The organism is Lentzea albida (assembly GCF_900111005.1).
GTDB classification, from domain to species: Bacteria; Actinomycetota; Actinomycetes; order Mycobacteriales; family Pseudonocardiaceae; genus Lentzea; species Lentzea albida.
This window is the reverse complement of sequence record NZ_FOFV01000032.1, coordinates 1-26,327: the sequence shown is the minus strand read 5'-3', so window position 1 is coordinate 26,327 and position 26,327 is coordinate 1. Positions and strand designations below refer to the sequence as shown.

Here is a 26,327-nt window from a genome sequence, read left to right as displayed (position 1 = left end):
CATGACGCTCGTCGCCGGCGTCGACTCCTCGACGCAGTCGTGCAAGGTCGTGGTCCGCGACGCCGAGACGGGCCGGCTCGTCCGGGAGGGGCGCGCGTCCCACCCGGACGGCACCGAGGTGCACCCCTCGCACTGGTGGAGCGCGCTGCAGTCGGCGTTGTCCGACGCGGGCGGGCTCGACGACGTCGCGGCGCTCAGCGTCGCGGGTCAGCAGCACGGGATGGTCTGCCTCGACGACGCCGGCGAGGTCGTGCGGGAGGCGCTGCTGTGGAACGACACCCGTTCCGCGGCGGCGGCCGCCGACCTCACGGCCGAACTGGGCGCGCAGGAGTGGGCGACGCGGATCGGGCTGGTCCCGGTCGCGTCGTTCACGGTCACCAAGCTGCGCTGGCTCGCCCAGCACGAGCCGGACAACGCCAAGCGCACCGCCGCCGTCTGCCTGCCGCACGACTGGCTGACGTGGAAGCTGCGCGGCACGGGTGCGCTCGAGGACCTGGTCACCGACCGGTCGGACGCGTCCGGCACCGGGTACTTCGACTCGGTGGCGAACGCCTACGTCCCGGACCTGCTGTCGCTCGGTCTCGGCCGCTCCGACGTGGCGCTGCCGCGGGTGCTGGGCCCGTCCGAGTTCGTCGACGGACCGGTCCGGCTCGGCGCGGGTGCCGGTGACAACGCCGGCGCCATGCTGGGCGTGGGCGGCGGCAAGGACGTCGTGGTGTCGCTCGGCACCTCCGGTGTCGTCACCGCGACCGCCGAGGTCAGGGCGGCGGACGCCTCCGGCATCGTGGCGGGGTTCGCCGACGCCACGGGCCGCTACCTGCCGCTGGCGTGCACGCTCAACGCCGCCCGCGTGCTGGACGCGACCGCCCGGATGCTGGGTGTGGACCTCGCGACGCTCAGCGACCTCGCCCTGTCCGCCAAGCCGGGTGCCGAGGGCGTCGTGATGGTGCCGTACCTCGAAGGCGAACGGACGCCGAACCTGCCCGACGCCACGGGGGCGCTGCACGGCCTGACGCTCACCAACGCCACGCCCGCGAACATCGCGCGTGCGGCGGTGGAGGGCATGCTGTGCGGTCTCGCGGTCGGTCTCGACGCGTTGGCCGAGCAGGGTGCGGACGTCAGCGGTGTGCGGCTCGTGGGTGGAGCGGCGGCGTCCAGGGCCGTGCGGGAGATCGCGCCGATCGTCTTCGGTGTGCCCGTGACGGTGCCGGCGCCGGGTGAGTACGTGGCGGACGGCGCGGCGCGGCAGGCGGCGTGGACGCTCACGGGTGCGGCGACGCCCCCGGAGTGGACGCTGGCGGAGAGCACGCGGTTCGAGGCGGACGCGGTGCCGGAGGTCCGGGCGCGGTACGGGGACGCGGCGCAGCGATACTTGAGTCGATGACCACCGTCGACCACCTCCGCCAGGTCCGCCTCGGCAACCTGCGGACGGTGCTGCTCGCCCTCGTCGACCGCCCCGGTTCGCGGGCCGACCTCGCGGCCCGCACCGGCCTCACCAAGGCCACGCTCGGCAACCTCACCGAGCCGCTGCTCGCGAGCGGGATCCTCGTCGAGGAACCCGCCACGCTCGCGGGCATGGGCAGGCCGTCCAAGCCGTTGCGGTTCCACCCGGACGGCCCGGTCGCGGTCGGGGCGGAGATCAACGTCAGCCACCTCGCCGTCGAGACCCTCGGGCTCGACGGCGAGACGCTGGAACGCCGTCTCGTGCCCGCCGACATGCGCGGGGCGACCGAGAGCGAGGTGCTGGACCGGGTCGCCGAGCTGATCCGCGAGGTCACGGGACCCCGCAAGCTGCTCGGCGCGGGCCTCGCGATCCCCGGTGTCGTGCACGACGGCATCGTCATCAGGACCCCCAACCTGCCGGGGCTCGTCGGGTCACCGCTCGCGGAGGGCCTCGGCCGGCGCCTCGACCTCGACGTCGAACTGGACAACGAGGCGAACCTGGCCGCGCTCGCCCACCTGTGGCCGCACCACCTCGCGGGCGAGGACTTCGTGCACGTCACGGCGGACGTCGGCATCGGCGCGGGCGTCGTGCTGAACGGCGAGGTCTACCGCGGCGTCAGCGGGTTCGCCGGCGAGCTCGGGCACGTCGTCATCGAACGCAACGGTGTCCCCTGCACGTGCGGCAGCCGCGGTTGTGTGGAGCGGTACGCGGGCCTCGACGTCATCCTGCGCGAGGCCGGGCGGCGCACGCTGAACTCGCTGCGCAAGGCCCTCGACTCCGGCGACCCCAAGGCGGCGCGGGCGGTCCGCGACGCGGGCGAGGCACTGGGAGTCGGCCTGGCGACGCTGATGAACCTCTTCGACGTGCCGACGGTCGTGCTCGGCGGCAGCTACGCCCTGCTGCACGACCACCTCAGCGCCGCCGTCCAGTCCGAAATGGACGGCCGGGTCCTCGCGGGCGGCGAACGGCACACCCGCCTGCTCGCCTCACCGCTCGGCGAGTTCGCCGTGGCACGAGGAGCGGCAGGGCTGGTCACGAGGCGCGCGGTGCAGCAGCCCGAGCGGCTTTTCGCCTGACCAGCCGCCCCAGCACCACGGCGACGAGACCTACCACCAGCGAGACGTACCCGCCGACGATCCCGTAGCCGGTGCCGGGACCACCCTGCGCCATCAGCACGACCACGAGCCCGATCGCCGCGCCGGCCGCGCCCAGCACGACGGTCCAGAGGCTCCACCGGCGCCGCGTGAGCGCCAACAACCCCACCGCGCCGACGAAAACACCCACCAGCGACCACAGACGGCCGGACGTCATCTCATAAGCAGCTGAAAGCACCATGGGCACCAGCCTGGCCCGCTCGAGGCGACTGGTCGTCGTGCGGCCGCAGACTCCCGACTACTGCGCCCGCGGTAGTCGGAACATCCTCCGCACGCACGATCTACCAGCGCCAACGGGGGTTTAAGGTGCACGCGTGGACAAGCGCTGGCTGGACTGGGCGATCGCCGTGGGCGTGGCGGCGAGCCTCGTCGTGGCAGGGCACCCGGCGACCGCGCCGGGATACGCGCTGCTGGCGTTGAGCGGGCTGGCGCTCGTGGCCCGCCGGACGGCGCCCGTCGCCGTGCTCGCCGCGACCGGACTCCTCGCGTTCGGCTACCAGGCGACCGGGGCGGACGTGCCGGTGATCGCGTTCCTGTTCGCCGTGTACTCGACGATGCGGGCGGGCCACCGCGTCGTCACGCTCGCCGGTTCCGTGCTGATGCTCGCCACGCTCCCCCTCGCGGCGCTGCTGTCCCCGCGCGACCTCACGACGTACGAGGCGTTCGCGCAGACCCGGGACGTCCTGCAGATCGCGTGGCTGATCGCCGCCGCGGCCGCGGGTGAGGCCCTCCGGCAGGCCGAACGACGGGCCGACGAGGCCGAACGCACCCGCGAGGAGACCGCACTCAGGCGCGCCGGCGAGGAACGCCTGCACATCGCCCGCGAGCTGCACGACTCGCTCACGCACCAGATCTCGGTGATCAAGCTGCAGGCCGAGGTCGCCGTCCACCTCGCCCGCAAGCGCGGCGAGGACGTGCCCGAGCCGTTGCTGGTGATCCGCGACGCCGGCCGCGAGGCCTCCAGGGAGCTCCGCGCGACCCTGGAAGCGTTGCGGGACGACGACAAGAACCCGCCGCACGGCATCGACGACGTCCCCGAACTCGTCGAACGCGCGCGGTCGACCGGCCTGGACGCCCGGCTCACGATCGACGGCAGCCACGACGACATCCCGGCCGCCGTCGGGCGCACGGCGTACCGGATCGTCCAGGAGTCGCTCACGAACATCGCCCGCCACGCCGCGGCCGAATCCGCGCTCGTTCACCTCGACTGCCGCCCGGATGCGCTCGTCATCCGCGTGGACGACGACGGCGGGGCGGTGCCGCCGAACCCGCGGCCCGGCGTCGGGCTGCTCGGCATGCGCGAACGCGTGACGGCGCTAGGCGGCCACCTCCAGGCGGCTCCCCGCAGCGAAGGCGGTTTCCGCGTGCAGGCCGAACTCCCCGTGGCACAGCCGTGATCCGCGTCCTGCTGGTGGACGACCAGCCGTTGATCCGCAGCGGGTTCCGCGCACTCCTGGACGCGGAGGACGACATCGAGGTCGTCGCCGAGGCCGCGACCGGCACCGAGGGCATCTCCCTCGCGCGCCGCCACCTCCCGGACATCGCCCTCGTCGACGTCCAGATGCCCGAGATGGACGGCATCGAGGCCACCCGCCAGATCGCCGCGGATCCGGCGCTGAGCGGCACGCACGTCGTCATCCTCACCAACTACGGCCTCGACGAGCACGTCTTCCACGCGCTCAAGGCGGGCGCGGCCGGGTTCCTCGTGAAGGACGTGCTGCCGGAGGACTTCCTGCACGCCGTCCGGGTCGCGGCCCGCGGCGACGCGCTGCTCGCCCCGTCGATCACCCGCCGGCTGATCGACCGGTGGGTGACGCAGCCTCCCACGCGGCACGGAGACCTCTCCCACCTGACGACCCGCGAACGCGAGGCCGTCGTCCTCGTCGCGCGCGGCCTGTCGAACGACGAGATCGCCGCCGCCATGGTGATCAGCCCGCTCACGGCGAAGACCCACGTCAACCGCGCGATGGCGAAGCTGCACGCCCGTGACCGGGCGCAGCTCGTCGTGGTCGCCTACGAGTCCGGCCTGGTCGTGCCGCAGTCTTCCGAACGCGGGTAGGCCTCGGCGCAGATCCGCGCCTCGGCGTCGGCGGTGGACAGCGACCAGCGGATGATCCGCGCGTCGTTCGAGCCCGACACCAGCTCGTCCTCCCGCGGGAACGCGAGCGCCTGGACGGGACCGGTGTGCCCGGTGAGCTTCGTGCCGGCACGCGTGCCGAGGTCCCACACGACGACCGCGTCGTCCTCTCCCCCGGACGCCAGCGCGGTGCCGGACGGGTTGAACGCCAGCGCCACCACCGGTGCGGAGTGCCCGGTCAGCGTCATCAGCTCGGCCCCCGTGGCCACGTCCCAGACCTTCACCGTCCGGTTGGCGCCCGCCGTCGCGAACCGCGTGCCGTCCGGGCTGACGGCGACGTCCCGCACGTCGCCCTGGCCGGTGCTGACCCGGCGTTCGAGCCGGTCGGCGGCCACGTCCCACAGCATCGCGCCGCCCGCCGGGTCGGTGGAGATCAGCAGGCGGCCGTCCGGCGTGAACTCGACGGCGCTCGCGATGTGCGGGCCACCGGAGAACCCGCGTTCCTGCAACTGCGGCACCGTCCAGCGGAACCGCCCGAGTGACGCCGCGACGATCCCGCGCCCGTCCGGCTGGTAGGCGATGTCGGTCGAGGCGCCCAAACCGTTGTAGGACAACGACGACACGCGCTCGCGCCGGGCGACGTCCCAGATCGTGGCGGTGTGGTCGCGGGTCAGCGCGGCCAGCCGGGAGCCGTCCGGGCTGAACGCCACCGACTCGACCCGGTCGGAGTGACCGTCCAAAGTGGCCAGCGCCGTGCCGCCGAGGTCCCACAGCCGCACGGTCCTGTCGTCGCCGGCCGACGCGATCAGACCGGCGTGCACGGCGATGTCGTTGATGCCGTCGGCGTGCCCGGTGAACGGCGGCACCGCCTCCTCCCGCACCGCCACGATCCGGCCGTAGCCGCCGGAGACCAGCAGCGTGCCGTCGCGGCCCAGCGCGATCGCCCTCGACTCGGTCCGGCCGCGGTCGCGGTAGGTCGTGACGGGACGGCCCGTGCGCACGTCCCAAATGGTGATCAGCCCGTCCTCGTCCGCCACGGCCATGCGGCCTCCGACCGGTGCGGAGGCCTCCCACGCGTAGGCGCCCTGTTTCGGCAACTCCGACAACAACTCGCCGCCCGCGTCCCAGAACTTCACGCCGTCGCGCAGGCCTGCGGTGACGACCGCCGGGCCGTCGAACGCGACGCTGCCGACCTCCAGGGCGGGGATCTCCCCGATCCGCGCGCCGGACGCCACGTCCCACACCAGCGGGTGTTCCCGGCCGTTCGCGGTGACCAGCCGCGATCCGTCCGGGCTGAACGCCAGCGCGGTCACCTCGTCCCGGTGTCCCTGCACCGTCCGGCTGGTCCTCGTGCCGACGTCCCACACCTCGACCGCGCCGCCGGCGACACCGACCGCGAACGACGTCCCGGACGGGTGGAACGCGAGCCCGGTGGTGATCACGTCGAACTGGCGCGAGAACACGGCGGTGCCGGTCGAGAGGTCCCACACCACGACGTCCCCGCGGCTCCCGGCCAGCGCCGGCAGGGACGCGGTCGAGGCGAGGAACCGGTCGTCCGCGCTGAACTCGGCCTGCCGCGCGTAGCCCCCGTCGGTGAACGCGTTGTGGTCGGCGAGAAGGAGCTTGCGCGAACGCGTTCCCAGGTCCCACAACGTGACGTGGCCGTCCCGGTCGGCCGTGGCGATCACGTCGCCCCCGTGCGACACGCTCACGTCGAGCACGGGCGGGCCGTCCGCGTTGAGCTCGATGCGGCGGCGCGGTGCGGAGGCGGTGCTCAGGAGCGCGCCTCGGGTGTCGTCGTCCGCGTGCAGCCGGTGGGCGGAGACCGCGAGCTGCCCGGCGAGGTCGGGGGCCGTGTCGACGAGGCCGCGGGCGGACAGCGCGAGCTGGTGCGCCTGCTCGATCCGTTGCTGCAGCTGGGCTTCCCGCGACTGCCACCACGCGACGCCACCCGTTCCGACGGCCACGAGCAGCAACACGCCCATGATCGCGACGAGCTTCGTGAGCAACCGGTTGCGGCGCTTCACGGTCACCTGCTCGGCGTCTTCTCGGTGACGGCTCGCGTCGAGGAACGCCTTCTCGACCGCGTTCAGCTCACCGGGTTGGTCCTGGGCCCACGCCGACGCGAGGACGAGCTGCGCGCCCCGGTAGAGCGCGCCCTCGTCCCGGTCGAGCTCCACCCACGTGTGCGCGGCCGCGGTCAGCCTGCGGTGCACCAGCAACGTCGAGCGGTCGTCCGAGAGCCAGCGCTGCAAGCGCGGCCACGCCCGGATCAGCGCCTCGTGGGCGATCTCCGCGGTGTCCTCGTCCAGGACGACCAGCCGTTCGGCGACCAGACGCCCGAGCACGCCGTCGACCACCTCTGGCTCGGCGATCCCGTCGAGCTCGTCGCGGCGGATAGGCCTGCGGGTGTCCTCGGTGCCGTCCCCGAACGCCGTGAGCCGCACGAGAATCCGGCGCATGGCGAGCTTCTCCGCGTCTCCCAGCTCGTCGTAGGCGCGTTCGGCGGTCTGCGCGATCGCACCGCGCACCCCGCCGCCGGCCCGGTACGCGGCCAGGGTCAGCTCCGCGCCGGACCGTTGCCACGTCTCGACGAGCGCGTGGGACAGGAGCGGAAGCGCGCCCGGTTCGCTCTGCACGTCGGCCAGAACGGTCGCGAGCAGGTCGGCGGCGACGGACAGCCCGCTCATCGCCGCCGGGCGCAGCACGATGTCGCGCAGGTCGGCGGTGGAAGGCGGTCCGACCAGCACCGTCGCTTCGTCCGCCAGGGCTTGGAGCAGGCCGGGATGCTGGGTGACGTGGGCGAGGAAGTCGGCCCGGACGCCGAGCACGACCCGTGTGCGGCGATGCGGCCCCTGGGCGGCGTCCAGCAGCACCGCGATGAACCGCAGGCGTTCGCTCTCGTTGTCGCACAGCGTGAACAGCTCTTCCACCTGGTCCACGACGAGCAGCGCGCGCACGTCGTCCGGGCCGGTCGCGAGCGCGTTGCGCACCTCGACGTCGAACGCCGACGGGTCCTCGCGCAGGTCCGGCCGTTTGCCGGTGAGGTGCGCGAGCGCGTTCGCCAGAGCTTCCATCGGGTGTGCGGTCGGCGTGATGACGACGGGGCGCCAGGTCTCGTCGAGCCGGCCGACCACGCCCGCGCGCAGGAGCGAGGACTTGCCGCTGCCGGACGCGCCGAAGACGCCGACGACCGGGTGCCGGTCGATGCGGCGGGTGATGAGGTCGACGAGGTGGTCTCGGCCGAAGAACCACGGGTGGTGCTCCGGTTGGTAGGCCATGAGGCCGCGGTAGGGGCAGGCCGCGCGGGTGGGGTTCGGCGGCGCGGGGTCATGCGGCGGCGCGGGGTCATGCGGCGGCGTGGGGTCGTGTGGCGGCGTGGGGTCGTGTGGCGGCGTGGGGTCGTGTGGCGGCGTGGGGTCATGCGACGGCATGGCACCGTGTGGCGGCATGGCGCCGTGTAGCGGCATGGCGCCGTGTAGCGGCATGGCGCCGTGTAGCGGCATGGCGCCGTGTAGCGACGCAGGGGCGTGTGCCAGCGTGGGGTCGTGCGCCGGCGAGGAGGCGTTTGGCGGCACGGGGTCGTATGGCGGCGTGGCGTCGTGTGGCGCCCCAAAGCCGTGCAGCGGCGCGGAGCCGTGCGCCGCCGCGGAGTCGTGCAGCGCCCCAGAGCCGTGCAGCGACCTAGAGCCGTGCAGCGGCCCAACCCCGTGCACCGGCACGCCCCGCAACACCATCTCGTGCAGCCCACGCAACCCCGGCCCAGGCTCCACCCCCAGGTCCCCGACAAGCCGTGCACGCGCCCTCCGGAACACCTCCAACGCCTCAGCCTGCCGAGCAGCGCCGTACAGGGCGGTCATCAGCAGGACCTGCAAGCTCTCCCGGTACGGGTTCGCCTCGGCCAGCTCGGCAAGCCCGCCGATCACCTCGGCGTGCCGCCCCAGCGCCAGTTCGGCGGAGGCCCTCACCTCACAGGCGCGCAGCCGGGCCTCGTCCAACCTCGCGGCGAACCGGTCCGGCAGGTCCGGGTAGGCCGGGCCGCGCCACAGGCCGAGGGCCTCGGCGAGCGACTCGACCGCCTCCTCGGCCTCCCCGGCCGCGAAGGCGCGTTCACCGGCGGCGGCCAGCTGGTCGAACAGGTCCGCGTCGAGCTCGCCGGGGTCGACCGCCAGCGCGTACCCGGCCGGTTCGCGGGTGATCCGGTCGCCGAGGCCGAGTGACCGCCTGAGCTGGTGGACGTACAGCCGGACGTTCTCCTGCGCGGAGGCCGGCGGCCGCTCCCAGAGCACCTCGATCAACCGCTGCGGCGAGACGGGCGTGCCGGCGTGCCGGAGCAACATCGAGAGCAGGGTGCGCTGCTTCGCCGACCGCAGCGGGACCTCGTCCCCGTCCGCCGTGACGACGACCGGACCGAGTACCCGGAACCGCACGCGCCCTCCCCCGATGATCGGCGGAAAGGTAACCACGACCTGGCGTTGTACGCAGCCGATACGCGGAAATACGGTCCTTTCCCCACTGTTCCGGGACGTGCGAACCATCCACGTCTCGCTGTCGCTGCGCAGCGCGCTGCTGACGGACAAGATCTCGTCCCGCCTCGCCGCCGCGCCCTGGGCCGTCGTCCGCCGGCCCGCCGACGTGGTCGTCGTCGACGCCGCCGAGGCCGCCGGGCCGGGGACCGTCGCCGTGCTGTCGTCGGCCGACGCCGTGCCGGGGCTGGTGCGGCTGGGCGTGACCGGGCTGGTGCTCGCGGACGACCCGCCGGAGGACGTCGTGCGGGCGGTCCACGACGTGCACCGGCACGGCGGCTGGGTCTCGCCGCGGCTGGTGCCGTCGGTGCTGCCCGGTCCCCCGCCCGCGTCGCTGACCGTCCGCGAGCGGGAGGCGCTGCGCCTTCTCGCCGAGGGGTGGGAGAACGCGGAGATCGCCGCCGCCATGTTCATCACCGTGAGCGCGGTGAAGTACCACGTGTCGAACCTGCTGCGGAAGTTCGGCTGCCGCGACCGCACACAACTGGTCTCGCGACTAGGGCGCCCGTCGGCGGTGCGTTCCTAGCGTGCTGCGCATGAGAATCCTCGTTGCCGCCCTGATCTCGTTCGGGGTTCTGATGGGTGTCGTCAGCCCCGCCCAGGCGGCGCTGCCGTCGTGGCCGAACGTCAAGGAGGGCCAGAACGGCGCGAACGTGCTGACCGCACAGCACCTGCTGCGCCACCGGGGCTACAGCATCGCCGCCGACGGAGACTTCGGCCCGGCCACGGAGGCCGCGGTGAAGCAGTTCCAGAGCGCCAACGGCCTGTCCGCCGACGGCCAGATCGGCCCGAACACCTGGCCGAAGCTCGTCGTCAGCGTGAAGCAGGGCAACAACAGCAACGCGGTGCGCGCCGCCCAGGTCCAGCTCAACCGCTACGGCTACGGCCTGGACGAGGACGGCGACTTCGGCGGCGGCACGCACAGCGCGGCCGTGGCGTTCCAGAAGTCGAAGGGCCTCACCCAGGACGGCATCGTCGGCCCCAACACGTGGCAGGCCCTCGTCGGCGGCTCGGGTTCCGGCGGCGGTGGCGGTGGCACCTACAGCCTGCCGCTCGCGAAGAGCGCCCTGCCGCGCAGCGAGTACGACGACCCGCACCACGACTACCCCGCCATCGACCTGCCGGTGAACAGCAAGCCGGCGTACGCGATGGTCACGGGCACCGCGTACCGCATCAACGAGCCGAACGGCTGTGGCAACGGCCTGCGGATCGTCAAGAGCGGCGTCGACTACATCTACTGCCACTTCTCGTCGTGGTCGGTCTCCAACGGCGCCTCCGTCCAGGCGGGTGACCGCGTCGGCACGACCGGCAACACCGGCAACTCGACGGGCCCGCACCTGCACATCGCGATCAAGATCAGCGGAACGTCCTACTGCCCGCAGAACTTCCTGCTCGCGATCTACGACGGGCGCACGCCGCCGGCGCCGTCCTCGCTGCCCCGCACGGGCTGCTTCTACTGAGCCGCAGCGCCTCCGGCCGGCTCGTCCGGCCGGAGGTCTCCGGGCGGTCCGCAGGCGTGCGCTCCTCCGGCCGGACAGCCCACGCCCAGCCAGTCCCGGGTGCTCGCGTACGCGGCGTCGATGAGTTCGCGCGCATGGCTGAAGTCAGCCGGCGACACCCACAACGGGCAGAGCGAGGGCACCACTCGCAGTTCGACGAGGTCCCGATAGCGTTCGACGTCCACGGTCAGCCGGTGGTTGACCAGCAGGGTGAGCGCCTGCAACGCGATGCCGAGCGCGCTGCGCGGCGGTGAGGTCAGCGCGCAGGCGTACCCGGTCGGCAGCACCCACACGTGGTCGGCGCCGAGCGCGACCGCGTGCGACACGGGCGCGTTGTTCACCGTGCCCCCGTCCACCAGGTAGCGGCCGTCGAGCTGCACCGGCGGGAACACGGCCGGGATCGCGGTCGAGGCCAGCACGGCGTCCACCGCGTTCCCCGACGACAGCAGGACCTCCTCACCGGACAGCACGTCCGTCGCGCCCACGTGCACGGGCACCTCGGTGCCCGTCAGGTCCACCGAGCCCAGCGAACGCTCCAGCAGACGGCGCAGACCGGACGGCGGCACCAGGTGGTCGCGCAGTCCCAGCAGACCGAGCAACCCGCGCAGCGGTCGCACCGGGAACACGTCGCGGCGGCGCAACGACAGCCACAGCGAGGCCAGCGAGTCCACTTCGGACGGATGCAGCGCGAACCACGCCGCGTTCGCCGCACCCACGGACGTGCCGACGAGGAAGTCCGGGCGGACACCGGCTTCGGTGAGGGCGGCCAGCATGCCGACCTCCGTCGCGCCCAGGCTCCCACCGCCTGCGAGCACGAACGCGGTCGCCATGGCCTCATCCTCCTCGCGGCACCCGGACCGGGGCGAGGGGCCACCTCCTCCCGCGCGGGTGGCGCCACCACGCCGAACCACCCGCGGCGGAGGAGCCGGAGATCCCGAACTCCGCACCAGCCTGGGGTTTTCCGGACGGACGAGAGGTGGAGCAGGTGACCGGTGCGGAGAAGAAGAGGTTGCAGGACGCGGGCCCGTGGCGGAGGTGGGGGCCGTACCTGAGCGAACGGCAGTGGGGCACGGTCCGGGAGGGCAACGACGCCGGGGACGCGTGGACGTCGTTCACCCACGACCAGGCGCGGTACCGGGCCTACCGGTGGGGCGAGGACGGCATCGCCGGGTTCAGCGACGACCGGCAGCAGGTCTGCCTGTCGCTCGCGTTGTGGAACGGCGCCGACCCGATCCTCAAGGAGCGGCTGTTCGGCCTGACCAACGGCGAGGGCAACCACGGCGAGGACGTCAAGGAGTGCTACTACTACCTCGACGCCACGCCGACGTCCTCGTACCTGCGCATGCTCTACAAGTACCCGCAGGCGAAGTTCCCGTACGAGGACCTGGTCGCGACGAACGCGGCGCGCACCCGCCTCGACCCCGAGTACGAGCTGCTCGACACCGGGGTGTTCGACGACGACCGCTACTTCGACGTCGAGGTCGAGTACGCCAAGGCGGGCCCGGAGGACGTCCTCCTGCGGATCACGGCTCACAACCGCGGCCCCGAGGACGCGACGCTGCACCTGCTGCCCACGCTGTGGTTCCGGCACATGTGGTCGTGGGCGGGGGACGTCCGCATGCCGACGTTGCACGTCTGCGAGCCCGGCACGGTCCGGGCGGAACACCCGGACCTCGGTGTGCGGTGGTGGTACGTCGCCCCGCCCGCGCCGATCCTCGTGACCGAGAACGAGACCGACAACGAGCGCGTGTTCGGTTCTCCCAACGTCACCCCGCACGTCAAGGACGGCATCGAACGCGCTGTGGTGCACGGCGATCTGACCGCCGTCACACCGGACGGCGTCGGCACGAAGGCCGCCGCCCACCACGAGCTCCGCATCCCGGCGGGACGCGCGGCCACGGTCCGCGCCCGGCTCACCGACAGGACCCTCGACGAGCCGTTCCTCGACTTCGACGCGGTCGTGGTCACCCGGCGCGAAGAGGCCGACGACTTCTACGCCGAGGTGCTCGGCGGCGACCCGCGCGGCGACGAGAGGCTGGTGTGCCTCCAGGCGCTGGCGGGACTGCTGTGGTCGCGGCAGTACTACGCGTTCGACGTCGAGCGCTGGCTGGCCGAACGCGGCACCGACCCGCTGGGCGCCGACCAGAACTGGCGGCACCTGGTCGCCGAGGACGTCATCGTGATGCCGGACAAGTGGGAGTACCCGTGGTTCGCCGCGTGGGACCTCGCCTTCCACGCGGTACCGCTGGTCGTCGTCGACCCCGAGCTCGCGAAGCAGCAGGTCGAACTGCTGCTGGGCAGGCGCTACCAGCACCCGAACGGCCAGATCCCCGCCTACGAGTGGAACTTCGGCGACGTCAACCCGCCGGTGCACGCGTGGGCGGCGTGGTTCGTCTACCAGCACGACGGCGACAAGGAGTTCCTCGCCCGCGTCTTCCCGCCGCTGCTCAAGGCGTTCACCTGGTGGCTCAACCGCAAGGACGCCGAGGGCCGCAACCTCTTCCAGGGCGGTTTCCTCGGGCTCGACAACATCGGGGTGTTCGACCGCAGCGCACCGCTGCCGACCGGCGGGCGGATCGACCAGGCCGACGGCACCGCGTGGATGGCCCTGTACTGCCAGAACCTGGTCCAGATGGCGATCGAACTGGGCGAGACCGGGCACGCCGCGGCGCTGCTCGAGAACCTGGCGTGGATCGCGGCGGCCACCGGTCACGCGGACAGCGGCCTGTGGGACGAGGAGGACGGCTTCTTCTACGACGTGCTGCGCAACCCGGACGGCACCTCCACGCCGTTGAGGGTCCGCTCGGCCGTGGGACTGCTCCCCCTGGCCGCCGCGACCGTGATCAGCGCGGACGTGCGCCGCGAGCACCCCGAACTCATCGACGGCATGCGCGAGTTCCTCGACCGGCACCCGGCGGTGCGGGCCGCGCTGTGGGGCCACGGCGCGCAGGCCGACGCGTCCGGGCCCGTGCTGTTCTCGTTGTTCGACGAGACGCGGCTGCGCCGGATCCTCGCGCGGATGCTCGACCCGGAGGAGTTCCTGTCGCCGCACGGCATCCGCTCGCTGTCGCGCCGGCACGCCGACCACCCGTACGTCCTCGCCGTCGACGGGGTGGAGCACCGCGTCGGCTACCTGCCGGCCGAGTCCGACAACGGGATGTTCGGCGGCAACTCGAACTGGCGGGGACCGGTGTGGCTGCCGATCAACGCGCTGGTGATCAGGGCGTTGCAGCACCTGCACGAGTACTTCGGCGACGGCTTCACCGTGGAGTGCCCGACCGGGTCCGGCCGGCACCTGAACCTCCGCCAGGTGGCGGGCGAGATCTCCCAGAGCCTGCTCGACACCTTCCTGTCCGGGGTGGACGGACGTCCTGTCCACGGTGGACAGACGCGGTACCGGGACCCCCACTGGCGGGACCTGCCGTTGTTCTACGAGTACCTCCACGGCGACAACGGCGCCGGCATCGGCGCGAGCCACCAGACCGGCTGGACCGCGCTGGTCGCACTCCTGCCCCGGGAGGTGGCGCGATGAGCTGGCCGGAGCAGCCGGTGCTCTACGAGGTCAACACCGCGGTGTGGCTGGGTGAGCTGTCCCGGGCGGCGGATCGGACCGTGACGCTCGGGGACGTGCCCCCGTCCGCGTGGCGCGAGGTCACCCCCGCCGGAGTCGACGCGGTGTGGCTGATGGGCGTGTGGGAGCGCAGCCCGCTGGGGCTCGAGATGGCGAACGCGGATCCCGGTCTGCGGGCGTCGTTCCACGAGGCGTTGCCGGACCTGCGCACGGAGGACGTCCTCGGGTCGCCGTACTGCGTGCGGCGCTACGTCGTGGCCGAGGAGTTCGGCGGGGACGAGGGTCTCGCGAAGGCCCGTGCGGAACTCGCCGTGCGCGGGGTGCGGCTGGTCCTCGACCACGTGCCGAACCACGTGGCCCCGGACCACCCGTGGGTCGCCGGGCACCCGGAGTTCTTCGTGCGCGGGGAGGACGGGGAGATCGAGCTCGGCCGGGACCCGTACTTCCCGGCGTGGCCGGACGTCCTGCAGCTCGACGCGTTCGCCCCCGCGTACCGGGCGGCCGCCACGGCGACGCTCGGCTCGGTCGCGGCCCGCTGCGACGGCATCCGCTGCGACATGGCGATGCTCGTCACCAACGAGGTGTTCGCCCGGACCTGGGGTCGGACCCCGCCGGAGCGGGACTTCTGGCCGGAGGTCGTCGGCGGGCTGCGGGAGCGGCACCCGGAGACCGTGCTGATCGCCGAGGCGTACTGGGACATGGAGTGGTCGTTGCAGCAGCAGGGTTTCGACTTCTGCTACGACAAGCGCCTGTACGACCGGCTCGTCGGCGGCGGCGACGTGCGCGGCCACCTGCGTGCCGATCCCGAGTACCAGGCGGAGTTGCTGCGGTTCCTGGAGAACCAGGACGAGCCGCGCATCGCCGGTGAACTGGGCCAGGAGGCGGCGAAGGCGGCCGCCGTGGTGATCGCGACGCTGCCCGGCGCCACGCTGTGGCACAAGGGGCAGTTCGAGGGCGGGCGCGTCCGGCCGCCCGTGTTCCTGGCCCGGCGGCCGGACGAACCGCCCGACCACGACCTGGCGGCCTGGTACCGCCGGTTGCTCGCGCTGGCAGCGGAGGTGCGCCGGGGTGAGTGGCGGCTGCTGGACGCGCAGGGGTGGCCGGACAACCAGTCGTGCCGGCGGCTGCTCACGTGGTCGTGGACAGCCGCCGGCACCACGCACGTCGTCGTGGTGAACTACTCCGACCGGCCCGCGCAGGGACTGCTGCCCGTGCGGGTGCGGCGGTACACCGACCTGCTCGACGGCACCGTCCGCGAGCAGGACCTCAGTCCCCTGTACGTGGCTCTGGAGCCGTGGGGGTGCCACCTGTTCGCGGTGGCCTGAGCAGGGCCGCCGCCCAGCCCGCCGCCGGGTCCAGGTCGACCAGCAGCACCTTCACCAGCACGGTGAGCGGCACCGCCAGCAACGCGCCGAGCGGTCCGAGCACCCAGGCCCAGAAGACCAGGGCGAGGAAGGTGACCGTGGTCGACAACCCGGCGGCGTCGCCGGTGAAGCGCGGCTGGATCAGCGACTGCACCACGAAGTTCAGCACCCCGTAGAACAGCAGCACGGCCAGCGCCCTGCGCGGGCCGTGCTGCAGCAGTGCCAGCACGGCGGGCGGCGTGACGCCGAGCAGGAACCCGATGTTGGGGATGTAGTTGGTGACGAAGGACAACACACCCCACAGCACCGCCAGTGGAACGCCGAGCCACGCCAGCGCGACCGCGTCCAGCACGGCGACGACGAACCCGAAGACCGTCGTGACGAGGACGTAGCGGCGGGTCCGGTGGGCGAACTCCACCAGCGCCTCGCGCAACCGCGGCCGGTCCACCGCGATCTCGGCCAGCCGCGAGTGCGCCCAGCCCACCTCGACGCCGAGGAAGAGCAGCAGCGCCAGCAGGAAGACCAGGCTCGTGGTGAGGCTCGTCAGCTCCGTGAGCAGCCCGCCGAGGAATCCGGCCAGCTGCCCGCGGTCGATGCCGCCGATCGCCCGTTCCGCCCGCAGCACGATCTCGTCGCGGGCGAACTCGGGCAGCATCGACACCAGCCGCGCGCCGGACACCAGGACCGTCACCGCGACGACGGCCAGCACGCCGTAGACGAGCACGACCACCGTCAGCGTCGCGAGCCACGGCGGCGCGCCGCGGCCGCGCAGCCACCGGTGCGCGGGACTGATCGCGATCACGACCAGCAGCGCCAGCATCGCCGGCGCCACCAGCCACGCGACCGCCCGCACACCGGCGACCACGACGACCGCGGCCGCGCCACCGAGCAGGATCGTGAGCGCGCGGGGCATCAGTGGTGGTGTGTCGCTTCGTACTTCGGCGGCGCCACGGCCTCCGCCTCCGGGCCGTGCACCACCACGGCCCAGATCACCGTGACGCACAGGGCGATGACGATCGTGGACCACAGCGGGTGCACCGACACGAACGCCAGTTGCGCCACCGCGTTCACGACCGCGAGCACCACGGCAACCACCCTGGCCCACGCGGCGCCCGTCAGCAGCGCCCCACCCGCGAGCGCCACCAGAACCCCGATCAGAAGGGTGATCCAGCCCCACGAGCCGAGGTCGAAGACGAGCACGTTCTGCTCGGTCACGACGTAGTACTCGCTGTTGAACAACGCCACGAGTCCCTCGATGGCGTTGAAGGACCCCATGACGATCATCATGATGCCCGCGAACCAGATCCAGCCCAGCCAGCCTGTCTCCCGCATCGTGCCTCCGTTGTCTCGGACGGGATTGCCCGACCAACGTCGCACCGGCGGGTGCGGCGGATCTTCACCCGTTCCGCGCGAGAGGCAGGGCGGTGCTCGGTCCGTGCGGGTGAAGACCAGGCCCGCACCGCAGCGCACCGTCGGTCGCATGACCACACCACCCCCGTATCCCCCGATCGCCGACCACGGCCTGATCGGCGACCTCCAGACCGCCGCGCTGGTGTCGTCCGACGGCACCGTGGACTGGTTCTGCAGCCCCCGGTTCGACTCGCCCTCGGTGTTCGCCTCGCTGCTCGACCGGCAGCGCGGCGGGTTCTGCCGCATCAGGCCGGCAGGCCACACCGAGCCGGGAAGACAGCTCTACTTCCCCGACTCCGCCGTGCTCATCACCCGGTTCATGACCGGCGAGGGCACCGGTGAGGTCGTCGACTTCATGCCACCACTTCCGGATGAGGCCGCCACCGAACGGCATCGGATCGTGCGGATCGTTCGGTGCGTGCGCGGGCGCATGACGTTCGAACTCGATGTCGCGCCCAGGTTCGATTACGGCAGGCGGACCCACCGCGCGCTGATCACCGACGACGGGGCCGTCTTCGAGTGCGGCGGGTTCGGGCTGGCCGTGCACGCGGTGCGCGAACCGGGTGATCCCCGGCTGGTGTCCGGGCACGTCACCGGCGCGCAGGACCTGCACGCCACGCTGTCGCTCGTCGAAGGCCAGACCCGCGGTGTCGTGCTGGAGACCGGTGTTCCCGGGCCACCTCGTGCCGTTCCCGCGGCCCGGGCAAGGGAGCTGTTCGAGGCCACCGTGCGGTTCTGGCACGGCTGGCTCGCCCAGTCGACCTACCGGGGACGCTGGCGCGAGGCCGTCGACAGGTCGGCGATCACGCTGAAGTTGTTGACGCACGAGCCTTCCGGTGCGTTGGTCGCGGCCCCGACGGCCGGGCTGCCCGAACAGCTCGGAGGCGAGCGCAACTGGGACTACCGCTACACCTGGGTGCGTGACGCCTCGTTCGCGGTGTCGTCGTTGCTGCGCCTGGGATTCACGTCGGAGGCCGTGGCGTTCGGCAGGTGGCTCACGGACCGGTGTGAGGAGGGTGGGCCGCTGCGGGTGATGTACGCAGTGGACGGGTCCGCCGACCTCACCGAGGAGGTGCTCGATCACCTCGAGGGGTACCGCGGGTCGTCGCCGGTGCGCGCGGGCAACGGTGCCGCGGGCCAGCTCCAGCTCGACATCCACGGCGAGTTCCTCGACAGCGTGCACGCGGCGCACCTGGCGGGGGTGCGGATCTCGCACCGCGGCTGGTACGCGGTCGTCGAGCAGCTGGAGTGGCTGATGCAGAACTGGGACCAGCCCGAGGAGGGCATCTGGGAGACGAGGTCGGGGCGGGCCGACTTCACCTACGGCCGGGTGATGAGCTGGGTGGCGTTCGACCGCGCGATCCGCGTCGCCACGGCGGAAGGGCGTCCGGGACCGGTGGAGCGCTGGCGTTCGGCGCGCGACCGGATCTACGGCCAGGTGTGGGAACGCGGCTGGGACCGCAAGACCGGGGCGTTCGTGCAGCGGTACGGCTCGTCGGCGCTGGACGCGTCGTTGTTGCGGCTGCCCCAGGTCGGGTTCGTCTCGCCCCGCGACCCGGTGTGGCTCGACGCGCTGGACGCCATGGAGCCGCTCGTGCGCGACAGCCTCGTGCTGCGCTACGACACCGAGGCCGCACCGGACGGGCTGCGCGGGTCGGAGGGCACGTTCTCCCTGTGCACCTTCAACCACGTGACGGCGCTGGCGTTGTCGGGACGGGCCGCCGAGGCGCGGCTGGTGTTCGAGAAGATGCTGACCTACGGCAACCACCTCGGGCTCTTCGCCGAGGAGATCGCGCTCACCGGCGAGCAGCTCGGCAACTTCCCGCAGGCGTTCACCCACCTGGCCCTGGTCGACGCCGCCCTCACCCTCGACGCCGAGCTCACCCGCCGCGGGTGAGGACTCGTGCCCCTCCGCTCTCGCACAGTTGCCGCCATGGCCACTTTGACCGTGTGGAAGTTCGACTCCTCCGAAGGGGCGCGGGAAGCGCTCGACCTCCTGCGCAAGCTCCAGGACCAGCAACTGATCACGATCCGCGACACCGCCTACGTCTACTGGGAGGCCGATGCGAAACGCCCGAAGACCAAGGAACTCGGCAAGCTCACCGGGGCCGGCGCGCTCGGCGGGGCGTTCTGGGGCCTGCTGTTCGGGCTGATCTTCTTCATCCCGGTGCTGGGCGCGGCGATCGGCGCCGGCGTCGGCGCGCTGGCCGGATCGCTGTCCAGGGCGGGCATCGACGACGACTTCGTCCGCGACGTGCGCGAGCAGGTCACGCCGGGCACGTCGGCGTTGTTCGTGATGTCCGAGCACGCGGTCGTCGACCGGGTCGCCGACCAGTTCAAGCAGACCGGGGCCACGCTGATCACGACGAACCTGTCGGCGGAGCAGGAGAGGCTGCTCAAGGAGACGTTCACCTCTTGAACCGCGAGGTGACATGGGCGGTGGTGCGGCCGGCGGTGACTGTCGGGGTGCTGCTGCTGGTCTACTACCGCCTGCCGGAGGACCAGCCGGAGAACGGGTACACCGTTCTCCGGCTGGTCGCCGCGTTCCTGGTGGTGGCGCTGGTCCTCTGGTGGCAGCTGCGGGCCATCGGGCGGTCCTCCCGGCCCGGCTGGCAGGGCGTGCAGGCCCTCGCCGTCGTGTTCCCGTTGTTCCTGCTGATGTGCGCCCAGGCCTGCTTCCTGCTGGCCCGGCACCAGCCCGGCAGCTTCACCGCACCGCTGACCCGCACGGACGCGCTCTACTTCGCCGTCACGGTGTTCTCGACGGTCGGGTTCGGGGACATCACACCGGTCTCCACCACAGCACGGGTCCTGGTGATGGTGCAGATGATCGGCAACCTGCTCGTCGCGGGCGTGGCGCTGAACGTCATCCTCGCCGCGGTTCGCCGTCGCTCCGGATGAACAGCGCGAACACCAGTCCCAGCACCGAGAACAGCACCAGGAGCGTCAGCGCCGCGCGGTACGGGTGGCCCGCCCCGGTCAGGACCGAGCCGACCAGGGCGGTGCCGAGCGAGGACCCGAGGTTCGACACCGCGCGCGACACCCCGGACACGTCGGCCTGGTCCTCGTCGGGCCAGCGGGACTGCACGACGTTCACCGACGCCGTGAGCATGATCCCGATGCCGGCACCGAGCAGGACCAGTCCGACCGGCTGCTGGAGCGTGCCGGCGATGGTCAGCAGGAAGCCGACGCGGATCAGCGTGCGCTGCGAGTGCCTCTTCGCGAACCGGCCCGCCAGCGCGGACGTGACGAGCATGCCGGCCGTGGCGGGCAACAACGCGAGGCCGGTCTCGATCGCACTGAGGTGCTGCTCCTGTTGCAGGTGCACGGACAGCACGAAGAAGGTGCCCTGCAGCACGAGCCACTGCACCAGCTGGGTGCCGAGCCCGAGGTTCGACGTGCGGTCCCGGAACAGCTTCGGCGCGCACAGCGGGTTCCGCGCCCGGTGGATGTGCCACCCGAAGAGCGCGAGCACCACCGCCCCGGCGCCGATGAGCACCCACGTGCCGCCCTGCCAGCCGTTGACGTTGGTGCGCAACACACCCAGCACGACCAGGACCAGCCCGGCACCCGACAGGAAGGCGCCGAGGAGGTCGAACGCGCCGCCCTCCGGCTCGGTCCTGGGCAGGTTCCGGGCCAGCACGATGATCACCGCGACCACCAGCACCTGCAGCAGGAACGACGCGCGCCAGCTGAAGGTGCTGGTGACGAGGCCGCCCAGCAGCGGTCCCGCCGCCGCTCCGAGACCTCCCGCACCGGAGACCGCGCCGAAGCCCTTCGCGCGGGCGGCCGGATCGGTGGCGAGCGCGGTGACGAGGATGTAGATCGGCGGGATCATCAGCGCCGAACCGGTGCCCTCCAGCAGGGCGTAGCCGACCAGCAGCAGGCCGGGGCCGGGGGCCAGTGCCGCGAGCAGCGCGCCCGTGCCGTAGATCGCGAGGCCCAGCACGAAGCACCGGCGGCGGCCCCACAGGTCGGTGAGCTTGCTGCCCGGCACCATCAGCGCGGCCATCACGAGCGTGAATAGGGTGATCGTGGTCTGGACGCCGGTGATCGTGGTGCCGAGGTCGTCGGCGATCGTGCTGATGGCGACGTTCATGTTGGTGGCCGCGTAGCTCGCGATGAACTGCGCCAGTGCCAGGGGGAGGATCTTCACGTCGGCCTGCTTCCCGTTGCGCGCATCGCGTTCGCGAGCAGGATTCGCGCGGTCACCCGCTCTCCCCCGCCCGCAGGTTGTCTGCCGCCTTGCCCAGCAGCGAATGCACCACCCGGAGCACGTCCGCGACCCGGTCGCGGTGCTCCCGCAGCAGCTCGACCTTCCGTTCCGCGTCCCGCACGAGCTTCTCGGCCCGTTGCCGCGCGGTGTCCTCCATCCGCCGCACCTCGTTCAGGGTCTCCTTGCGGCGCAACGCGAGCGCCATCTCGAAGTCCTCGGCCACCTGGGCACGGTGCCGGGCCGCCGCCTCGTCCAGCGCACGCCTGCGGGCCTCGCCCTCCTGGACCAGGCGGGCCATCCGCTCGCGCGTGGTGGCCAGCAGGTCGAGGTGCTCCGCGTGGGTCTGCTGCGCGCACGCGAGGACGTGCCTCTCGACGGCACTCGCCCGTTCGGTGATGGCAGTGGCCTCCGCGAGCGCGGTGTCGACGGCGTGGCGCAGGCGTTCCCCGACCGACTCCGGCGACAGCGGGTGCCGGCAGAGCCGGTCGACGCGGTCGCGCAGCGCGCGGTTCTCCTCGCGCACCGCCTCCAGCGTGCGGGCGAGCGACATCGCCCTCGCCTCGGCCGCGTCGCGATCGGCGCAGACCAGGTCGAGGTCGCGTTCGGACACGTCCACGAAGTGCCGGACCTGGTCCCGGCGGTACCCCAGCCAGGCGACGTCGAAGCTGGTGCGCAGCGGCACCAGTTCGGCGGTCATGAGCGCACCAGGGCCAGCGGCACGCGGCACAGGCCGCCGATGCCCTCGAAGGGGGCGGACGGGCTGGCGGCGTGCACCACGTGCACCCGCGTGCCGCTGAGCAGCGCGGCGCGCACCGCCACGTCCGCGAGCAGACCGCAACGACGCGACGGCGACCACCCGCGCGAGACGTCCGTGGGGGCGGGGCCGTACCAGGCGGTGGCCTTGATGTCCTCGGGGCTCGCGACGAGGAGGTCGTCCAGGCGGCCGGCGGCGATCGCGTCGAGGGTCTCGCCGTTGCCCTCCACGGCCAGGCGGTGGGCGCGGCCGCGGTCGTTGAAGTCCTCCAGCACGCCTTCGGTCCAGGAGCGCGCGGCCGCGCGGATCTCGGCGGCGACGCGGTTCGGGGTCAGGTCGCGGCCGGTCCAGCGCACGACGACGTCGCGGCGGACGGGGGCGGGCAGCGCCTCCCACAACGCGCCCACCACCTCGTCCTCCCCCGCGACCACCAGGAGCCTTGCCTCCTGACGGACAAGCATCTCCGCGCACGCCGCCGCGGCGGACCGCACCCCCGCGAGCCATTCGCCCGCCGGGTAGTTGAGCGACACGCGGTCGTCGCCGGACACCAGTTCCGCGCAACAGCGACCGGCGGTCACGGCGACGCGGGGCGGCCGTTCCTGCAGCCACGCGAGCAGCGGCAGCACGTGCGCCGGTGAGCTGAACCAGGCCAGGTCCAGATGGCGCAGACCGGGCGTGTGGAAGACGCGCGGCGGGAGTTCCCGTCCGGCGAACGCGACCAGCGTGTCGGCCGCCAGATACGTGGACCTGGCGCGCCGCAGCACCTCGCCGATCACCTCGACGACCTCGGGGTCCGCGCCGTCGCTGTTCAACTGGTCCGCCAGGCGGTGCCAGCGCGCCCGCCACGCCCGCAGCGGGCTCGATCCCAGGTACACCGACGCGACGGGGCGTGCGGGCCGGACGACGTCGACGAGGTCGCGCAAAGCGAGTCGATGGCTCATGGGGCAAAGGTTCTGCGGGCGGCACCACCCGCTGCTTCACCCGCCACAGGTGAACCCCCTCCCCGGCCCGGTGGCGTTACCGCCCCTCGCGGGGGAGGCCGCGTGCGGGTGTGACGAGCAGCGTCAGCGGTGGAGGTGACCGATCTTGAGCCGTCGACCCGACCGTTCCCGTTCCCGGCGCATCGTGCTCGTCGTGGCCGTGTTCCTCGCCGTGGTCGTCACCGGCGACCGTGACGATTGCGCACCACCCAGCACCGCCGAGGCACTGGCCTCGCTGTCCTTCGCCACGCGGCTGCTGGGCCTGCTCGGCCGGGGTCTGGTGCTGCTTTCCCTTCCCGGCAAGCAGATCGAGCCCGGATGCCCGTCCCCGCGCTGATGCGGTTCGATCTCTCGATCAAGAAGCACCGAAGACCATTGGGAGACAAAGCAGAATGTCCGACAGTTCGGAGTGTGAGCGTTCCTGCCCCGAGACCAACCAGGCGAAGTTGCGCGTGCCTACGGCAGCTACACCGCTCGTGTCCCGCGCACGTCTTCTATCCACACTGGATGAAATGGTGGCGGCCGCACCGGTCACGGTCGTCACCGGACCGGCCGGATGCGGCAAGACCTCCCTGCTCGCCGAATGGGCGCGCCGCCGTGACGACAGGGTCACCTGGCTGTCCCTCGACGAGCACGACAACACCCCGGCGCGGCTGCGCGCCGCCGTCCGGGACGCCCTCGCCCTGGGCGACGCGGTCCCGTTGACGGAACCGGGTTTCTCGTCGGCCGTCATCGCCGCGCTGGACCGGGCCCCCGCCTCGGTGCGCCTGGTGCTCGACAACGTGCACGAGATCCGCGATCCCGATGCGCTCGCGAGCATCGACCTGCTCACGCGCCAGCCACCGGACCGGCTGCGGCTCGTGATGCTGGGCCGCTTCCTGCCGCCCCTGCACCTCGCCCGCCTGCACCTCGAGGGCCGGTTGCACGAGCTGCCCCCGCAGGAGTTCGCGTTCACCAGGGACGAGACCGAGGCGCTGCTCGCCGTGCACGGGCTCGACCTCTCCCCCGAGGAGGTCGACCTGCTGCTGAGACGGACGGTGGGGTGGATCGGCGGCCTGCGCTTCGCGGTGATGCGGCTCGCGACCACCGCGGGCAGGCCGGGCGACCTGCTGATGTTCGCCGGTCTGGACCAGGTCGTGAGCCGCTACCTCGGTGAGGAGGTGCTCGCGCGTCACCCCCAGAGGGTGCGGGACCTGCTGGTGGCGACCAGCCTGTGCGAGACCGTCAGCGCGGACCTGGCCGGGGCGCTCACCCGGCACACCAGCCCCGGTGTGGTGCTCGACGCGCTGGAGCGCACCAACTCGTTCGTCAGCAGGCTCGACGCGGCGCCGGAGTGGTACCGCTTCCACCCCGTGCTGAGGGCGCACCTGTCGGCCGAACTGCGCCGGTCGCGGCCGGCGGACGAGACGGCGCTGCACCAGACGGCGGCGCAGTGGTACCACCGCAACAACGATCCCGCGGACGCGTTGCGGCACGCCCTGCACGCCGGGGACGACCAGCTCACCGCCGAGATCGTCGAGCACTCCGTGCTGCCCGAGGTGCTGCGGGAGGGCAGCGGGCGGTTGCGGGCCGTGGTCGAGGCGGTACCGGGGCACGTGCTGGCCAGGCCCCAGGTGGGCGTCGTCGCGGCCCTGGTCGCGATGGACGCGGGCGACGTCGCGGTCGCGGACCGCGTGCTCACCGGCATCGACGGCCGGCCGCTCGGTCTGCGGCAGGACCGCGTGCGGGTGCTGCACGCGACCGCGTTGCTGCGCCGCGGCCGGTTCGACGCGCGACTCCGCGAGGCTTCCCAGGTGATGGCACGCACGGCGGCGGAGCGTGGCGGCACCGACGCGGAGGTGGCCGCGCTGCTGAACAGCGGCGTGGCGGCGATGCTCTCCGGCGACCACCCGGCGGCGGAACAGGACCTCGTCCGGGCGGCCGCGATGGCGCGGCAGGAGCGGTTCGACCACGCGATGCTGGACTGCCAGGTCCACCTGGCGGCACTCACCAGCGCGTCCGGTGACATCCTCGCCGCGGCCAGGCAGGCGGGCGAGGCACTGGCGTTCGCCGAGGAGAAGGGCTGGCAGTCGCACTCCGTCTGCGCGCTCGCCTACACCGTCCTGGGCGTGCAGGCGTACCTGCGCCTCGACGACGCGCGCGCCGCGGAACTGGCGGCGCTGGCGGTGCAGGCCCTCGGAGACCGCAGGGACCCGGCCACCGGCCTGGCCGTGTCCACTTTGGACGCCGCGGTCTCGTTCCCGACGGCCCCCGACCCCCGCGCGGTGGTGGGCCGCGTCCGCGCGCAGTGGCAGGACGTGGCCGTCCGCCAGGTGACACCGCCCGTGATCGCCCACATAGCCCCCGCCGTGCAACGGATAGCGCTGCGTTCGGGCGACGAGCAATGGGCCTCCACGATGCCCGAACAGCTGGAGGCGATGTTCGGCCCGTGCGGCGAACAGGCGGTGCTGCGCGCAGTGGTGCACACCCACCACGCCCGCACCTCCCAGGCGCGCAAGGTCGTGGAACCGGTCCTGTCCGGCGAACTACCGGCCATGGCCGCCCCCACGGTCGTGGACGGCTGGCTGCTCGAGGCCGTCCTGGTCGACCGGGCAGGCGACCAGCGCCGCGCTCACGAGGCGGTCACCAGAGCCCTGGCCGCGGCCGAACCCGCCGGCGCCCTGCGCCCGTTCCTGCACGCCGGCAAACCCGTCCGCGACCTCCTGGCCCGCGGCGCAGGCCGCTTCGGCAAGCTCGAACCCTTCGCCACGACGACGATGACCGCCCTCCCGGCGGCCTCGACGGCGTCCACCGACGTCCTCACCAGCCGCGAGCGGGACCTGCTGCTCGAACTGCCGTCCATGCGGACGGCCGAGGAGATCGCCGAGTCGCTGTTCGTGTCGGTCAACACGGTGAAGACACACCTGCGCGGCATCTACCGCAAGCTGGGGGTGAACCAGCGCCGTGACGCGGTGCAGGCGGCCCGGCGGCTGGGCCTGATCTAGGTGTGATGTCCGGGGACGTTGTTCCGGTTTGGGCGGGTGACGGCCTGTCGTGAAGACAGGTGAAGGCCTCTGGATGTGAAGTGGAGCTGTCTAGGAACCGCTTCACCACCCGGAGGCCTTCGTGTCCCACCCTAACGCGGCGCTGACGCCGCGTGCCCGGCTGCGCCTGGCGCGTCTGGTCGTCGAGCAGAACTGGCGTCCCGCCGAGGCCGCGAGAATGTTCATGACCTCGGTCAGAACAGCACGTAAATGGGCTGAGCGCTACCGGCTCGAGGGCGAAGCCGGGATGGCCGACCGCAGCTCGCGGCCGCACCACAGCCCGGCCAAGACGCCCGATCCCCTGGTGCG

The 26,327-nt window shown here is 72.6% G+C and carries 22 protein-coding genes; 14 read left to right on the top strand and 8 right to left on the bottom strand.

The features are described 5' to 3' along the window. The first annotated feature begins 1 nt into the window (after position 1). Positions 2 to 1,384, top strand: coding sequence for a xylulokinase (gene xylB, locus BMY74_RS42605; protein ID WP_089927747.1), 1,383 nt, complete (start codon positions 2 to 4; stop codon positions 1,382 to 1,384). Then, the gene (locus BMY74_RS42600; protein ID WP_089927745.1) at positions 1,381 to 2,520 is read left to right on the top strand and encodes an ROK family protein; all 1,140 of its coding nucleotides are present in this window, start codon (positions 1,381 to 1,383) and stop codon (positions 2,518 to 2,520) included. Before xylB ends, BMY74_RS42600 begins: the two co-directional genes overlap by 4 nt. Here the strand turns inward: BMY74_RS42600 and BMY74_RS42595 are convergent. Further along, the gene (locus BMY74_RS42595; protein WP_089927844.1) at positions 2,477 to 2,779 is read right to left on the bottom strand and encodes a DUF6223 family protein; all 303 of its coding nucleotides are present in this window, start codon (positions 2,777 to 2,779) and stop codon (positions 2,477 to 2,479) included. The genes BMY74_RS42600 and BMY74_RS42595 overlap by 44 nt on opposite strands. Before the next feature lie 133 nt (positions 2,780 to 2,912). On the opposite strand from BMY74_RS42595, the gene BMY74_RS42590 reads away from it, so the two are divergent. Together BMY74_RS42590 and BMY74_RS42585 are read left to right on the top strand one after the other, a co-directional pair. Continuing rightward, positions 2,913 to 3,995 (top strand): sensor histidine kinase, encoded by a 1,083-nt coding sequence (locus BMY74_RS42590; RefSeq protein ID WP_089927742.1) that lies wholly within the window; start codon positions 2,913 to 2,915, stop codon positions 3,993 to 3,995. Continuing rightward, a complete protein-coding gene (locus BMY74_RS42585; RefSeq protein ID WP_089927739.1) occupies positions 3,992 to 4,657 on the top strand; it encodes a response regulator in 666 nt (221 codons plus the stop codon). Before BMY74_RS42590 ends, BMY74_RS42585 begins: the two co-directional genes overlap by 4 nt. On the opposite strand, the gene BMY74_RS42580 is transcribed toward BMY74_RS42585, so the two are convergent. Continuing rightward, positions 4,612 to 9,105, bottom strand: coding sequence for an nSTAND1 domain-containing NTPase (locus BMY74_RS42580; protein WP_177230216.1), 4,494 nt, complete (start codon positions 9,103 to 9,105; stop codon positions 4,612 to 4,614). The two genes, BMY74_RS42585 and BMY74_RS42580, sit on opposite strands and share 46 nt — an antisense overlap. A 97-nt stretch (positions 9,106 to 9,202) precedes the next feature. Here BMY74_RS42580 and BMY74_RS44655 point away from each other — a divergent pair, with 97 nt between their 5' ends. Beyond that, complete coding sequence (locus BMY74_RS44655) at positions 9,203 to 9,727, top strand: response regulator transcription factor (RefSeq protein ID WP_143091962.1); 525 nt, start codon at positions 9,203 to 9,205, stop codon at positions 9,725 to 9,727. Between the two features lie 10 nt (positions 9,728 to 9,737). After that, a complete protein-coding gene (locus tag BMY74_RS42575) occupies positions 9,738 to 10,661 on the top strand; it encodes a peptidoglycan-binding protein (protein ID WP_089927841.1) in 924 nt (307 codons plus the stop codon). Here BMY74_RS42575 and BMY74_RS42570 read toward each other — a convergent pair. Beyond that, complete coding sequence (locus BMY74_RS42570; protein ID WP_089927733.1) at positions 10,655 to 11,530, bottom strand: patatin-like phospholipase family protein; 876 nt, start codon at positions 11,528 to 11,530, stop codon at positions 10,655 to 10,657. The two genes, BMY74_RS42575 and BMY74_RS42570, sit on opposite strands and share 7 nt — an antisense overlap. A gap of 155 nt (positions 11,531 to 11,685) precedes the next feature. On the opposite strand from BMY74_RS42570, the gene BMY74_RS42565 reads away from it, so the two are divergent. Both BMY74_RS42565 and BMY74_RS42560 read left to right on the top strand, forming a co-directional pair. Then, positions 11,686 to 14,232: an MGH1-like glycoside hydrolase domain-containing protein gene (locus BMY74_RS42565; RefSeq protein WP_245786714.1), complete on the top strand. Its 2,547-nt coding sequence runs from the start codon at positions 11,686 to 11,688 to the stop codon at positions 14,230 to 14,232. Further along, positions 14,229 to 15,596: an alpha-amylase family protein gene (locus BMY74_RS42560; RefSeq protein WP_089927729.1), complete on the top strand. Its 1,368-nt coding sequence runs from the start codon at positions 14,229 to 14,231 to the stop codon at positions 15,594 to 15,596. The genes BMY74_RS42565 and BMY74_RS42560 overlap by 4 nt, the downstream gene beginning before the upstream one ends. Here BMY74_RS42560 and BMY74_RS42555 read toward each other — a convergent pair. Then, positions 15,538 to 16,548 (bottom strand): AI-2E family transporter, encoded by a 1,011-nt coding sequence (locus BMY74_RS42555; protein ID WP_089927727.1) that lies wholly within the window; start codon positions 16,546 to 16,548, stop codon positions 15,538 to 15,540. The two genes, BMY74_RS42560 and BMY74_RS42555, sit on opposite strands and share 59 nt — an antisense overlap. Beyond that, on the bottom strand, positions 16,548 to 16,967 hold the full coding sequence (locus BMY74_RS42550) for a DUF7144 family membrane protein (protein WP_089927724.1): 420 nt from the start codon (positions 16,965 to 16,967) through the stop codon (positions 16,548 to 16,550). The genes BMY74_RS42555 and BMY74_RS42550 overlap by 1 nt, the downstream gene beginning before the upstream one ends. A 148-nt stretch (positions 16,968 to 17,115) precedes the next feature. Between BMY74_RS42550 and BMY74_RS42545 the strand changes: the two genes are divergently transcribed. The 3 genes from BMY74_RS42545 to BMY74_RS42535 are packed head-to-tail and all read left to right on the top strand — an operon-like array spanning position 17,116 to position 19,946. Next, positions 17,116 to 18,942 (top strand): glycoside hydrolase family 15 protein, encoded by a 1,827-nt coding sequence (locus BMY74_RS42545; protein ID WP_089927838.1) that lies wholly within the window; start codon positions 17,116 to 17,118, stop codon positions 18,940 to 18,942. 36 nt (positions 18,943 to 18,978) lie between these two features. Further along, a complete protein-coding gene (locus BMY74_RS42540; RefSeq protein ID WP_089927722.1) occupies positions 18,979 to 19,464 on the top strand; it encodes a DUF1269 domain-containing protein in 486 nt (161 codons plus the stop codon). Positions 19,465 to 19,499: 35 nt separating this feature from the next. Further along, positions 19,500 to 19,946: a potassium channel family protein gene (locus BMY74_RS42535; protein WP_143091961.1), complete on the top strand. Its 447-nt coding sequence runs from the start codon at positions 19,500 to 19,502 to the stop codon at positions 19,944 to 19,946. Here BMY74_RS42535 and BMY74_RS42530 read toward each other — a convergent pair. Genes BMY74_RS42530 through BMY74_RS42520 form a run of 3 tightly spaced genes read right to left on the bottom strand, consistent with a single transcriptional unit; the run spans position 19,912 to position 22,956 of the window. Continuing rightward, positions 19,912 to 21,201: an MFS transporter gene (locus BMY74_RS42530; protein WP_089927717.1), complete on the bottom strand. Its 1,290-nt coding sequence runs from the start codon at positions 21,199 to 21,201 to the stop codon at positions 19,912 to 19,914. The genes BMY74_RS42535 and BMY74_RS42530 overlap by 35 nt on opposite strands. Positions 21,202 to 21,253: 52 nt before the next feature. After that, a complete protein-coding gene (locus BMY74_RS42525) occupies positions 21,254 to 21,958 on the bottom strand; it encodes a hypothetical protein (RefSeq protein WP_089927714.1) in 705 nt (234 codons plus the stop codon). Further along, positions 21,955 to 22,956 carry a hypothetical protein gene (locus BMY74_RS42520; RefSeq protein WP_143091960.1) on the bottom strand — a complete coding sequence of 334 codons (1,002 nt, stop codon included), beginning with the start codon at positions 22,954 to 22,956 and terminating at the stop codon, positions 21,955 to 21,957. The genes BMY74_RS42525 and BMY74_RS42520 overlap by 4 nt, the downstream gene beginning before the upstream one ends. Positions 22,957 to 23,101: 145 nt before the next feature. Between BMY74_RS42520 and BMY74_RS42515 the strand changes: the two genes are divergently transcribed. The 3 genes from BMY74_RS42515 to BMY74_RS42505 all read left to right on the top strand — a co-directional run. Further along, positions 23,102 to 23,332, top strand: coding sequence for a hypothetical protein (locus BMY74_RS42515; RefSeq protein ID WP_143091959.1), 231 nt, complete (start codon positions 23,102 to 23,104; stop codon positions 23,330 to 23,332). Positions 23,333 to 23,507: 175 nt separating this feature from the next. Next, complete coding sequence (locus BMY74_RS42510; protein ID WP_089927706.1) at positions 23,508 to 25,979, top strand: winged helix-turn-helix domain-containing protein; 2,472 nt, start codon at positions 23,508 to 23,510, stop codon at positions 25,977 to 25,979. A 121-nt stretch (positions 25,980 to 26,100) separates the two neighbouring features. Next, positions 26,101 to 26,327: leucine zipper domain-containing protein (locus BMY74_RS42505; RefSeq protein WP_143091456.1), on the top strand; the 227-nt coding region annotated here is incomplete at its 3' end.